Annotated in this window: 11 protein-coding genes; 7 read left to right on the plus strand and 4 right to left on the minus strand. The window is 66.6% G+C overall.

Annotated features, from left to right (window positions below):
- Window positions 1-318: 318 nt before the first annotated feature.
- Both AB0P21_RS39810 and AB0P21_RS39815 read right to left on the minus strand, forming a co-directional pair.
- Window positions 319-1,518 carry a glycoside hydrolase family 64 protein gene (locus tag AB0P21_RS39810; protein WP_363704470.1) on the minus strand — a complete coding sequence of 400 codons (1,200 nt, stop codon included), beginning with the start codon at window positions 1,516-1,518 and terminating at the stop codon, window positions 319-321.
- 151 nt (window positions 1,519-1,669) lie between these two features.
- The gene (locus tag AB0P21_RS39815) at window positions 1,670-1,876 is read right to left on the minus strand and encodes a hypothetical protein (protein WP_363704472.1); all 207 of its coding nucleotides are present in this window, start codon (window positions 1,874-1,876) and stop codon (window positions 1,670-1,672) included.
- A 240-nt stretch (window positions 1,877-2,116) separates the two neighbouring features.
- On the opposite strand from AB0P21_RS39815, the gene AB0P21_RS39820 reads away from it, so the two are divergent.
- The 4 genes from AB0P21_RS39820 (at window position 2,117) to AB0P21_RS39835 (ending at window position 6,611) form a co-directional block, all read left to right on the plus strand.
- Complete coding sequence (locus tag AB0P21_RS39820) at window positions 2,117-3,364, plus strand: 6-phospho-beta-glucosidase (RefSeq protein ID WP_363704474.1); 1,248 nt, start codon at window positions 2,117-2,119, stop codon at window positions 3,362-3,364.
- Window positions 3,361-4,356, plus strand: a complete 996-nt coding sequence (locus AB0P21_RS39825; RefSeq protein WP_363704476.1) for a BadF/BadG/BcrA/BcrD ATPase family protein — start codon at window positions 3,361-3,363, stop codon at window positions 4,354-4,356. Before AB0P21_RS39820 ends, AB0P21_RS39825 begins: the two co-directional genes overlap by 4 nt.
- A gap of 12 nt (window positions 4,357-4,368) precedes the next feature.
- Complete coding sequence (locus AB0P21_RS39830) at window positions 4,369-6,123, plus strand: alpha/beta fold hydrolase (protein WP_363704478.1); 1,755 nt, start codon at window positions 4,369-4,371, stop codon at window positions 6,121-6,123.
- A 119-nt stretch (window positions 6,124-6,242) separates the two neighbouring features.
- Window positions 6,243-6,611, plus strand: coding sequence for a hypothetical protein (locus AB0P21_RS39835; protein WP_363704480.1), 369 nt, complete (start codon window positions 6,243-6,245; stop codon window positions 6,609-6,611).
- A gap of 9 nt (window positions 6,612-6,620) precedes the next feature.
- On the opposite strand, the gene AB0P21_RS39840 is transcribed toward AB0P21_RS39835, so the two are convergent.
- The gene (locus tag AB0P21_RS39840; RefSeq protein WP_363704482.1) at window positions 6,621-7,496 is read right to left on the minus strand and encodes a chitinase; all 876 of its coding nucleotides are present in this window, start codon (window positions 7,494-7,496) and stop codon (window positions 6,621-6,623) included.
- 217 nt (window positions 7,497-7,713) lie between these two features.
- Between AB0P21_RS39840 and AB0P21_RS39845 the strand changes: the two genes are divergently transcribed.
- From AB0P21_RS39845 to AB0P21_RS39855, 3 genes are all read left to right on the plus strand, one after another.
- Window positions 7,714-9,150 (plus strand): amino acid permease, encoded by a 1,437-nt coding sequence (locus tag AB0P21_RS39845; RefSeq protein ID WP_363704484.1) that lies wholly within the window; start codon window positions 7,714-7,716, stop codon window positions 9,148-9,150.
- 114 nt (window positions 9,151-9,264) lie between these two features.
- The gene (locus AB0P21_RS39850) at window positions 9,265-9,621 is read left to right on the plus strand and encodes an Lsr2 family protein (RefSeq protein WP_363704485.1); all 357 of its coding nucleotides are present in this window, start codon (window positions 9,265-9,267) and stop codon (window positions 9,619-9,621) included.
- Between the two features lie 321 nt (window positions 9,622-9,942).
- The gene (locus AB0P21_RS39855; protein WP_363704487.1) at window positions 9,943-10,752 is read left to right on the plus strand and encodes a transporter substrate-binding domain-containing protein; all 810 of its coding nucleotides are present in this window, start codon (window positions 9,943-9,945) and stop codon (window positions 10,750-10,752) included.
- Here AB0P21_RS39855 and AB0P21_RS39860 read toward each other — a convergent pair whose 3' ends face one another.
- Window positions 10,753-11,982, minus strand: a complete 1,230-nt coding sequence (locus AB0P21_RS39860; RefSeq protein ID WP_363704489.1) for a hypothetical protein — start codon at window positions 11,980-11,982, stop codon at window positions 10,753-10,755.
- Window positions 11,983-12,047: the final 65 nt, after the last annotated feature.

The raw sequence follows: 12,047 nt of genomic DNA on the forward strand, positions 1-12,047 counted from the left end.
CGGCGTCGGATCACCATCAAAACCCAGAACATCCCAATCAACAGGGCGAGTCACGCGAATGCATCCTTAAGAGGTCGAGCGGTCCAGTGAGGGCTTGCCATCCCGACCACTGGCGATACCGGGCAGAAGTTCACCGCCGTCGGCCCGAGGTGGTTTGATCGGGCCGACGGCGCCACGTCGTCAGGTGTGGGTGATCCTGTTCCTCCAGGAAGAAGACGAAATGGTCCTCACCATCCGACGCGGACGGCTCCCGGGCAAAGCGAAATCACAGATCTTGCGGTGTGCTCCTGTGGTCGGGCCGCCGAAGCACCGAGCCGGTCAGTTCATCGGGTCGAGGATCATCGACGCCTGCTGCGGACTGCCGTCGTGAGCCAGCGCCTCCTGATTGGTCACGTCGTCGAAGGCAAAGGCATAAGCCTTGCCGTCAACCATCTGCGCGTGGATCTTGCGGGCGTAGTGGTTGGTGACCACGTCGCGGTAGTAGTTGCTCCGATTGCCGTCCGGCTGATTCGGCGAGGTCAGCAACGTGGAACGGTTGAAGCCGGCGCAGAGAGTGCGAGCGATCGGCCCTCGGACCAGGTCGTTCGGGGCGTCCAACCGACCGGCGCAACCGAAGATACTGGCCGAGTCCGGCTTCTCGAACGAGGTCACGACAGCACCCGCCGAGTTTCGGAAATGCATGACGTTGCCGGACACCTGGCCGTAGTACTTCAGGCCAGGCTGGTTCGCGAACGGGGTCACGCCCAGCGGCTGCTTGCTGTACTTCGACCAGACCCGGTTGACGTAGTCGTCCATCGCGTTCCGGGGCAGCAACCCGGTCTCCACCCCGTACGTCGGCGCCAGCGCACGCAGTACGGTGCCGTCGGGTGCTTTCTGAATCAGGTTCGCCCAGCCACCGGGCTGGCCACGAAGCGCCTTGAAGAAGCTGCTGTAACCGGTGGGTTTCAGGTGACCCGTGACCTGCAGGGACCCGCCCACGGGTTGCACGCCGACGGCATACGGCGCGGAGAACATGTCGACCTGGGTGCTGTTCATCCACAGGCCGGAGTCGTTCAGCGTGTACTCCGACCAGTTGAACAGGATGTTGCGGTTCGGGTCGCCCGGGTTCTGGACCGCAGGCTGGACCAGCCCACCGGTGGTCAGCCTGAACACCAGCTTTCGACCGTAGGAGAAGTAGACCCGCCCGGAGAACTTCGGCATTCTGATCGTGGTCGACCGGCCACTGGCCGGGCCGGCGATCGACGCGTCCGGCGCGGCCGAGGGTGGATTCCCCCCGGCCGGCCAGGCGTGGAAGTTGCCGCTGGCATCTGCCCAACCCTGCCTGCCGGTCCGTAGGTCGGTGCCGAGGTTGTAGAAATAAACGACGTCCCGGCCGGAGTTGTTGGTGATCGTGAGCGGGATGGTGGCAGGGACCGCGGCTGCCGGGGACGGACGGGTGGCGATCTGGCCGGCGGTCAGTCCGGCCGCCACGACGACCGCGGCACAGAGCGCGGCGACGGTCTTCCGATGAATCTGCACGGATTCCTCCTCGAGATGTCCCATGAGAAGGTCCGGCCGGCGGGGGACGGTGAAACAACCGGCCGGATGGAATGTGCACATCGTTCGACCGCGCAGGTTGCCGCGTCAATGGCCTGAGGTGGCGGCTTTCCGACGCCGGCCCGGTATTGTTTCAGGAATCCTTGCTGGAGTGGTTGCCGGTCTCGTCGCGAACAACCGTCAGTGGTTCGTTGGTGACCGCGAGTCCGGTGAACCGGCGCTCCATCGCCGCGGCGTAACGGGCTGCCAGCCCCGGCTCGGCCCGGTAGCTGGCGATCACGTTGTGCCCGAACCAGACGCGGACCAAGCGGTCCTGGGCGTCCTCGCGCGCGTACGACATGGTTGTTCCCTTCTTCTTCGTTGCCTTCTACCAGACCACAACTGACGGCCTTCGGACGCCACGGTGCCTCCACAGTCCCATGCCGGGAGATCGGGCAACAATGCTCAGCAGCTGATTGTTCGGGCAATCACGAACAATCAGTTGACAGCTTTCGCGCGACGGCCGTACGGTCGCTGACAATTCAGTGGGTCTGTCAACAACGAAGTCGTCGGCCACCCTCCTCCGTACCGAGGTGACAGCGTGAAACTCACAGTCGTGGGCGGCGGATCCACCTACACTCCCGAACTCGTCGACGGCTTCGCCAGGCTGCGTGGCGCGTTTCCGATCGACGAACTCGTGCTGGTCGATCCGGCCGTCGAGCGGCTGGAGCTGATCGGTGCGTTCGCCCGCCGGATCTTCGCCCGGCAGGGTCACCCCGGCCGGATCACCACCACCCGGAACCTGACCGAGGCTGTCGACGGCGCGGACGCCGTGCTGCTGCAGATCCGGGTCGGCGGTCAGGCCGCTCGGCACGAGGACGAGACCTGGCCGCTCGACTGCGGATGTGTCGGCCAGGAGACGACCGGTGCCGGCGGCCTGGCCAAGGCGCTGCGCACCGTGCCGGTCGTACTGGACATCGCCGAGCAGGTCCGCCGGGCGAATCCACGGGCCTGGATCATCGACTTCACCAACCCGGTCGGCATCGTCACCCGGGCCCTGCTGTCGGAGGGCCACCGAGCCGTCGGCCTGTGCAATGTGGCGATCGGATTCCAGCGCCGCTTCGCCGGGTACGCCGGCGTCTCCCCGGATCGGCTGACGCTGGATCACTTCGGACTCAACCACCTCACCTGGACCCGCGCGGTCCGGCTGGCCGGCCAGGACATCCTGCCGGAACTGCTTATTGCCCACGGCAACGATCTCGCGACCGATCTGCACCTGCCGGTGGAGGTACTGCGCCGGCTCGGGGTGGTCCCGTCGTACTACCTGCGCTACTTCTACGCTCACGACGAGGTCGTCCGGGAACTGCTGGACAGGCCGTCGCGCGCCGAGGAGGTCACAGCGCTGGAGAAACAACTGATCGACCTGTACGCCGACCCGGCACTTGACGAGAAGCCCGAACTGCTCGAGCAACGCGGTGGAGCGTACTACTCCGAAGCAGCCGTCGCTCTGACGTCCTCTCTGCTGAACGACACCGGCGACGTCCAGGTGGTCAACACCCTCAACAACGGCACCCTGCCGTTCCTCGCCGACGACGCGGTCATCGAGGTCCCGGCCACCATTGACGCGACCGGCGCCACCCCGCTCCCGGTCGCTGCCGTCGATCCTCTGTACGCCGGGCTGATCGCCAACGTGTCGGCCTACGAGCACCTCGCGCTGGACGCAGCCCTTCGAGGCGGCGAGGAACGAGCGTTCCGCGCGTTGCTCGCCCATCCGCTGGTCGCCCAGATCGAGAAGGCCGAGATCCTGACCGGCAAGTTGCTCGCGCACAACCGGCAGTACCTCCCGTGACGGGCGCGCCTCCGGCCGCGGTCCTGGCCATCGACGCCGGCAACAGCAAGACCGACATCGTGATCGTCGCAACTGACGGCCGCGTGCTCGGCAGGGCCCAGGGCGGTGGATTCCATCCACACATCGTCGGTCCGGTCGACGCGGTCGGCGGGCTGGTCCCGCTGGTCGAAGCCGCGGCGGCAGAAGCCGGGCTCCGAACGGACCAGGGTCCGTTGGTCGAGGTGGTGTCCGCCTGCCTCGCCAATGCCGACCTGCTGATCGAGGAGCAGCGGCTCGCGGCAGCTATCGACGATCTCGGCTGGGGACGGTTCGTCGCCGTCGCCAACGACACTTTCGCACTGTTGCGAGCCGGCGTGGACGAGCCGTTGGGGGTTGCCGTCGTCTGTGGCGCCGGGATCAACTGCGTCGGTCTGACGCCTGACGGGCGAACGGCGCGCTTCCCGGCCATCGGAAAGATCTCCGGTGACTGGGGAGGTGGGCTGCAGTTGGCCGACGAAGCGTTCTGGGCCGCGGCCCGGGCCGACGACGGTCGCGGCCGGTCGACGATTCTTGCCAAGACACTGCCCCAGCACTACGGCATGCCGACGATGACCGCTCTGATCGAGGCACTGCACCTGCAGGAGATCGCGATCGAGCGGCGCCTCGAGGCGACCCCCGTTCTTTTCCACGCGGCAACCAAAGGCGACCCGGTCGCGGCGGAACTGATCCGGCGGCAAGCGTCCGAGATCGTCTCGATGGCGGTGGTCGCCCTGCGCCGGCTGGAGCTTCTCGACCAACTCGTTCCGGTTGTTCTCGGCGGCGGTGTCCTCGCCGCGGGCCAGACCGTGTTGCTCGAGGACGTCACCTCGATGCTCGCGGCACTGGCCCCCAGGGCCAGACCGGTCGTCTTCACCGGCGCGCCGGTGATCGGTGCCGCTCTGCTCGGCCTCGATCGTCTCGGCACCCGTCCCGAAGCCCGCAGGACCTCACGGTTCAGCCACAACCTTTTGTGAGGAAGGAAACCGATGTTCCGTCCACCCCTGAGAGCCGCCCTGACCCTGGGTGTCTCGACCGCACTGCTCGCCGGGCCCACCCTGGCCCACTCCGCCCTTCCGGCGGCCGGCGCCGACCCGCTGGCGAAGTACACCGCTCAGCAACTGACGTGGGAGCCCTGCTCGTTCAACTACGGCCAACCGTCCTCGACCCAGTGCGCGTTCCTGACCGTGCCGCGTGACTGGGCGAAGCCGGACAGCGGCAAGGACCTGCGGGTCTACGTGAGCAAAGTGCCCGCGACCGGCCCGAAGGCCTCCTACCTCGGCGTGCTGCTGACCAACCCCGGCGGTCCGGGCGGACAGGGAGCGTCGCTCCCGCAGTCGCTCGCGCAACTCCAACCGAAGCTGAACGCGGCGTACGACGTACTGGGGATGGATCCCCGAGGGACCGGTCAGGAGGGCGGTAGTGACGAGGCCGCTCTCGGCTCGACCTGCAAGGTTCCGCTCGATCGGCTGCCGACCGGCCTGCTGGACGCCCGTGACCGGTCACGGGACAGCATCCGTCAGCATCAGCAGATCCCGCTCGTGGTCGCCCAGGCCTGCCAGAGCGTGGCGGAGGCGCCGTACATCACGACCTGGCAGACCGCTCACGACATGGACCTGTACCGTCAGTTGCTCGGGGCACCGAAGCTCAACTACGTCGGCTACTCCTACGGCACCTGGCTCGGCGCCAAGTACGCGTCGCTGTTCCCGGCGACCACCGGGCGCTTCGTACTCGACTCCAGCGTGAACTGGCAGGGGCGTTTGCAGGCCGACTTCGAGGACTTCCCCCGGATGGGACAACGGCAGACCGACAAGGTCTTCCTGCCCTGGCTGAACCGGGTCTCGCCCGAGACCTTCGGCACCACCGTCGCCTCGGCGAGGAAGGCGATCGAGCTCGGCCGGAAGAACGCGGTCGGGCTGGGAATCAGCCCGGATCAGTACGACACCCTTCTGGTGGGTAACGGCAGCCAGGTCGGCTGGTTCATCGCACTGATCAACCTCACCTTCATCATCGAGCTCGAGCCCGCGGCCCAGCAGCGGTTGAGCTCGTTGCCGGCCGGGTTGCGGCAACTGGCCGACGAGGCCGCGAAGCAACGGCTCGGCGTGCCGCTGGCACAGCTGACCACCGCGACGCTGGTGGCGAAGAACCTCGGCGTGGACCCCACCGACTACGGACTGGTCCCACTCACCCGGTACGCCGTGGCCTGCGGCGACCAGACCACGAAGACGACCCAGTGGTACAAGAACCTGAGCGACAGCCAGGGCCCGCAGTACCCGATCTTCGGCTGGCAGTACGGCCTGACCGAGGTCTGCGGTCCGTGGTCGGACGAACCCCGGCAGGAACTGCCGCTGCTGTCCAAGGCCGCCGCCAGGAACGTACTGGTGGTGCAAGGGGAGTTCGATCCCCAGACGGCGTACGAGCAGGCGATGGCGGCGGTCGACAAGGCACCGAATGTCTCCGTACTGCGGGTCGACGATTCTCCCTTCCACGGGCAGTACGCGATCCAGGGCAATCCCTGTGTCGACGGTGTGGTGAACACCTACCTGCTGTTCGGATCCAAGGTCGCCAACGGACTGTGCCCGTCGATCCCGCTGCCGGGCGAGAAGGAGGTCTTCGCCACCAGGGGTCCGGTGGACGCCTATCTCAAGCAGGGCAAGCATGCGGCGAAGGTCGAGCTGACCACCCGGAACGCCTACCTGGGCCGCGAACTGGCTGACACCATCTCCATGGCCAACAATCCCTGACAATTGGCCCGGGATCTGATTCTTGGTTGTTTGAGGCAACCAAGAATCAGATCCCGGTATTCTTGCTTCGTTCACTGACTGATCAACGTCCCGCTATCTGGGCCCGACATCGTCTCAGCATGTTCACCCACTGGAAGAAGAAGTCCGTCGCCGCCGTCGCGGTGCTCGGAGCCACCCTCGCCCTGACCACCGCGACCGAGGCCTACGCAGGTGGTCAGGTGGTCTGCAACACCCCGGGAGCCGTCAAGATCGTTCGGCTCGACGGCAGCGGGATCTGCCTCGTCGGTAACGACAACGGCGCCGTCTGGGCGGCCGACACCAACCACATCGATCAGATCCGGTACGTCGACAGCGGACGCTGGCGTGGCGAGATCAGCTATCAGGGACCCCGCGGCAAACCGGTCATCGGTTTCCTCGACCCTGGTGCGATCATCGCGTTCGACGGGCAGCCGACGGGTTACATCTTCCGGATCAAACTCAAGCGCTGACCGCGGTGCTCAGCAGGGCAGGTTGCGCCCAGGCGACACTCCCAGAATCTGTGTGAAGGCCAGATAGGTGTTGACCCGGTCTTGCACCGCGGCCGGGTTGACACCGTTACACTCCAGGGCGCCGTTGAGGGTGCGAATCGTCTCGCCGAAGCCCGCGCCGAGCACCATCGCGCGGTGCGGGGTGATGATGCCGCCGGCAATCTGGGTGGTCCAGAACCACAGTGCGGTCCTCCAGCTGATCGCCTCGTTCTCCTCGACCAGCCAGGGATTCACCAGCAGGTTGACTCCCAAGGCGTCGCCGGCCTGCTTGTAGTTGTAGTTCCAGGACAACTGGAGCGGCCCACGGCCGTAGTACGAGGCCGCTCCCGCGGGACAGCCGAACACCAGGGCCGGGTTGCAGTAGTCCGGATAGTTGGACTCGTCGAGTTCCTTGACGAAAGCCAGCCCACTGGTCGCATGGCTCGCGTTGGCCAGGAACGCTGCCACCTCCCGTTTCCGGACCACCGGGTCGCCGGTGGTACCGAACTCCGGGAACGTCCCGAGCACCGAGACCAGACCCTGGTAGCTGAAGAACGGATTCGGGTTGGGGAACATCTGGCCGAACTGCGCCTGGGTGACGACGAATTCGGCAGGCTGGTCGGGGGGGCAGGTGAAAGGATCCCAATACCAGGTGCTGACCACCGGGCTGTACCCCGGATTGTCGTGCTCGGCGATGTACAGCGCGCCGTCCGCGGCGTACCGGACGATGCTGCCGGCCGGATAGAAGTCCCCCTGCACCCAGTCGGGATGGTCACACGTCTGTGCCGACCGGGCGACAGCAGAGTTCGGAATACCGACGAGCAAGCTCGCCAGCGTGAGCAGGACCATCGTCAGCGCACGTTTCACCGGAGGCTCCGATCTTGGAGGAGGATTCACAGCCAGCCTGCTGGCGCACCCGACCGGTGACAACAGTTGACCGGTGAACCCTGCGGCCCCGTACTACGGCCCGCTTGCGGGGCCACCGTAGGAATCGACCGGCCCGTCGCGGTGTCGCGGCGGGCCGGCTGGCACTCGGCCATGGTGACGCTGCTGAGCACAACGCCACCGATCGAGGAGAGTGCCGATGACATCGACCCAACGGTTCCTGCGCCGCAAACCCCTGCAGTCGTTCGACGAACTCGGGGAACCGAGCTCCGGCCTGGTCCGTTCGATCGGTCTGACCCAGCTGACGCTGATGGGCGTCGGCAGCACCATCGGGACCGGGATCTTCTTCGTCCTGTCCCAGGCAGTACCGGTCGCCGGTCCGGCCACCATCGTGTCGTTCGTCATCGCGGGCCTGGTGGCCGCGCTCACCGCGATCTGTTACGCCGAACTGGCCGGCGCGGTTCCCGTCTCCGGTTCGTCCTACTCGTACGCCTACGCGACGCTCGGCGAACTACCGGCCGTCGTCGTCGGCGCCTGCCTGCTGCTCGAGTACGGGGTGTCGAGCGCGGCGGTGGCCGTCGGCTGGTCGCAGTACCTGGACAAGCTGCTGAACAACCTGTTCGGATTCGAACTCCCCGAGCTACTGACCAGAACCCCTGCCCAGGGCGGGATCGTCGATCTGCCCGCGGTGACCCTGGTCGCCCTGTGCGGGTTGCTGCTGATCCGCGGCGCGAGTGAGTCGGCGCGGGTGAACGCCGTGATGGTGGCCGTCAAACTGCTGGTACTGGTCATGTTCGTCGCACTCGCTGCCGGGGGATGGCAGGCGGACCACTTCGCGAACTTCGCTCCCGCCGGAGTCACCGGCGTGATGTCGGCGGCCGGGATCATCTTCTTCTCCTACATCGGTCTCGACGCGGTCTCCACCGCCGGTGAGGAGGTCCGGAATCCGCGCCGCAATCTCCCGTTGGCGATCCTGATCGCGCTCGGTGTGGTGACCACCGTCTACATCGCGGTCGCGGTCGTCGCCATCGGCGCCCAGGAACCGGCCGGCTTCGCCGGGCAGGAGGCCGGGCTGGCCGCGATTCTCGAGCACGTGACCGGCGGGACCTGGCCCGGAACCGTGCTGGCGGCCGGTGCGGTGATCTCGATCTTCAGCGTCACCTTGGTGACGCTGTTCGGCCAGACCCGGATCCTGTTCGCGATGTCGCGCGACGGACTGATTCCGCCGCGCTTCCACCGGGTCCACCCACTGCGCCGTACGCCGGTGCAGAACACGGTCGTCGTCTGCGTCGCGGTCGGACTGCTGGCGGGTCTGTTGCCGATCGATTTCCTGGCCGAGATGACCAGCGTGGGCACTCTGGTGGCCTTCACCGTGGTGGCAATCGGCCTGATCATCCTCCGTCGCACCGCTCCGGAACTTCCGCGATCGTTCCGGGTGCCGTTCTACCCGGTCTCGCCGATCCTCTCGATCGCCGGCTGCCTGTGGATCATCGCCGACCTCCGGCCGGCCACCCTGGCCGTCTTTGTGATCTGGGTCACTGTTGCTGTGGTCGGGTACTTCGGCTACGGCGTACGGAACTCCCGGCTGGAATCAGCACCGGACGAGGCCGGCCAGGATTACGGTCGGCGACAATGATCGGCGGCATCAGTGAATTAATGTACTGAAACATCCAGGAACTCACCCGGCAGATTGCTGCCGCCCGCACGGAGGTGGTACAACTTTCTTTCAAGAGCGAAGGGAGCGAGTTTTATGGGAGAGCGCACCGAGGTCGTCAAGTACGACGATCTCGACGGTACCGACATCCCGGCCGGCAAGGTCGAGACGATTGCCTTCGAGTTCGACGGCAAGGCCTACGAGATCGATCTGAACAAGAAGAACGCAGCCGGTTTCCGCCGCGCGGTCACTCCGTACCTCGAGGCCGCCCGGCCGCGCCGGGTCAGCCGCCCCAAGGGGCACGCGCGCCCGAAGGCCTCCCGGCCACAGCACGAACCCGAGGACACCAAGGCGATCAAGGCCTGGGCCCGCGAGCAGGGCTACGAGGTACAGGACCGCGGCCGAATCCCGAACGAGGTCCGCCGGGCCTACGAGCAGCTCCAGCAGCAGTGATTCCACCGGATTCCGCCCACCGGCAGCCCGACGGCCGATCATCTCTTCGAGAGATGATCGGCCGTTCGTCGTCACTGGCGCAGAATCCAAAAAAGAACCATTGGGCAAACCAATCCGGGAATGGTTTGTTTTCGCATTGCCTGACTGCCTGATCGCTCGGCTTCTGCTTTCGGCCGGATGATTCCCACCGCTTCCGACGAATGGGTTTTGTCCGTCGTCGCCGCCCTGTGGTCGGCCCGTAGCCGTCCTCGCCCCGCTCTGCCGGGCCTGCCAGGCTGATCGCTCGTCGACCAATTCAGGCCGCCGGAAGCGAGGAGCCTGATGCGTTTTCTGTCCACGCTGCGTGCCGGCTGCGGCATCCTGGCGCTGCTGTCCACTCTGCCGGGCTGCGCCTCGTGGCCGTCCGAGGATTTCCCCGTGATCGACTGGGTCAAGATGGTGGTTGCTCCGGGCAAGCTCACGGTCTGCACGCATCTGCCGTTCGCCCCGTTCGAGGCGGTGATCGACGGTCGGACCGTGGGCTTCGACGTCGACCTGGTCAGACTGCTCGCCGCCGATGTGGGGCTCGAGCTCGACGTGGTCGACACCGAGTGGACCCAGATCACCTCCGGCGCGGCTCTGCGGACCAGACGCTGTGATCTGGCCATGGGCGCGATCACGATCACCGCGGAACGGCGCGAGAGGATGACCATGACTGCCCCTTACCTGGACGCCACCCAGGTCCTGCTCGTGGGCTCGGCGTCGCCGTACCGGTCGCTGGCAGACCTCAGCGGGCGATCGATCGGTGTCGAGGCCGGCAGCACCGGCGAGGCGTTCGCCGTCGGCGCCAAACGGTTCGGTCTCGAGGTGATCCCGTTCTCGACCCTGACAGAGCAGCTCACTGCCCTGCGCGCCGGGCTGGTGGAAGCGGTGATCAACGACAACACCGTCCTGTACGGCATCGTGCACAGGTCGACGGACATCCGGCTGGCGGGCGAGTTCAACACCGGCGAACGCTACGCCTTCGGTGCGGCGACGGACGGTGCCGGGCCGCAGTTGGCCCACCACCTGGACGTGGTGCTGACGGCCGCCAGGTCCGACGGCCGCTTCGGCGCCATCCACCGCAAGTGGTTCGGGACCAGCCCGAGCTGACTACTTCTTCGGTCGGCCGGCGTCGCGGGGAGACATCGGGGCCTCATCGGCGATCAGCGCACTGACGACGTCGTCGGCCGACTCCTCAGGCTCGTCTTCCTCAGGCTCGTCTTCCTCAGGCTCGTCTTCCTCAGGCTCAACTGCTTCAGGTTCGACAGGCGGGGCCAACGGTACGTCTTCTGCGTCGGTAGGCGGATCCTGAGGCGCAGGCTGGCCGATACCGAAGCGCTCCGAGACAGCCGCCAACACCTCGTACGCCGCACCGAAGGCCACATTGCCTGCCTGCGCGGCGGTGGACTCCACCGCCCCTTCCGGCGCCCCGGACACGTCGAGCATCGCGATCGCCAACAGCGGAGCCCGCAACGCGGCCTGCAGTTCGGCACGCACCTCCGGCAGATCCTCCGCCGGCACCTCGGTGGTCAGCCCGGTCGACGTCAGCAACGGCTCCGCCAGTACCGCGAACTTACTGGCCGGGCCGGTGACCAGGACCTGGCGCAGCAACTCCTCGGCCTCCAGTCCAGCCGCCATCGCAATGCCCTCGATCAGGATCTGTACCACCGGAGCCGCGGCCGGATAACCGACCGGAAGCTGCACCTCCGCGATCCCCGACGCCACCTCGTCCAGCTTCAGTTCGGCGACGAACTCGCCGAGCTTCAGCGCCGTCCAGGTCGCCACCACTCCGGTCGTCACCAGCCGGACGGCGGGATCGGCCCACATCCGGCTGTCGTCATCGGTCCACGCCTCCGTGGTCAACTGCGCCTGTTGGTGGAACAGCTCCGAGGCCGCGAACTTGTACCGCCGCAGCGCCGCCTCGTCCCGCTCGGCGCCGATCTCGTCGTACATCTCCTTCAACGGGCCCGAGACATGTACCTCGTCCAGCATCAGCGACCTGTCGGGTGTCACCAGCCCGAGCACCACTCCTGGTCCGGGCGGATCGGCGGGCATCGAGAGGACCAGCAGCGACTCCTTCATCCGCAGTACCGACAAGCGGCCGATCTCGTCATCGACCTGGTCGGCGATCTCCCCGATGTCCCAGACCGCCTGGTGGATCAGCGGAATCTGCTCGGCCACCGTCTGGTCCCCGAGGTTCATCTCCGCCACCCGGGCCAGCACGGCCGAGGCCGCCACCCGCCCCTCCTCCCCCGTCAGCCGCGCGGTCGTATCGGCCAGGCCGGCCGGCTCGGTCGGGTCGGCCGGGTCGGTCACGATCGTTTCCTCACTGGTGCTCATCTCGGTTCCTTCCTCGATCTGATGGACTTATCGATATCCTTGCTTCAGGCAACTTCTGGATCTCG

Source organism: Kribbella sp. NPDC056861, from assembly GCF_040687575.1.
Classification (GTDB): Bacteria; Actinomycetota; Actinomycetes; order Propionibacteriales; family Kribbellaceae; genus Kribbella.

Bases quoted from the DNA above. Each gene is read 5' to 3' on its own strand.
- AB0P21_RS39850 (WP_363704485.1), top strand. From the start codon at position 9,265: ATGGGAGAGCGCACCGAGGTCGTCAAGTACGACGATCTCGACGGTACC.
- AB0P21_RS39815 (WP_363704472.1), bottom strand. From the start codon at position 1,876: ATGTCGTACGCGCGCGAGGACGCCCAGGACCGCTTGGTCCGCGTCTGG.
- AB0P21_RS39860 (WP_363704489.1), bottom strand. From the start codon at position 11,982: ATGAGCACCAGTGAGGAAACGATCGTGACCGACCCGGCCGACCCGACC.
- AB0P21_RS39835 (WP_363704480.1), top strand. From the start codon at position 6,243: ATGTTCACCCACTGGAAGAAGAAGTCCGTCGCCGCCGTCGCGGTGCTC.
- AB0P21_RS39855 (WP_363704487.1), top strand. From the start codon at position 9,943: ATGCGTTTTCTGTCCACGCTGCGTGCCGGCTGCGGCATCCTGGCGCTG.
- AB0P21_RS39830 (WP_363704478.1), top strand. From the start codon at position 4,369: ATGTTCCGTCCACCCCTGAGAGCCGCCCTGACCCTGGGTGTCTCGACC.
- AB0P21_RS39845 (WP_363704484.1), top strand. From the start codon at position 7,714: ATGACATCGACCCAACGGTTCCTGCGCCGCAAACCCCTGCAGTCGTTC.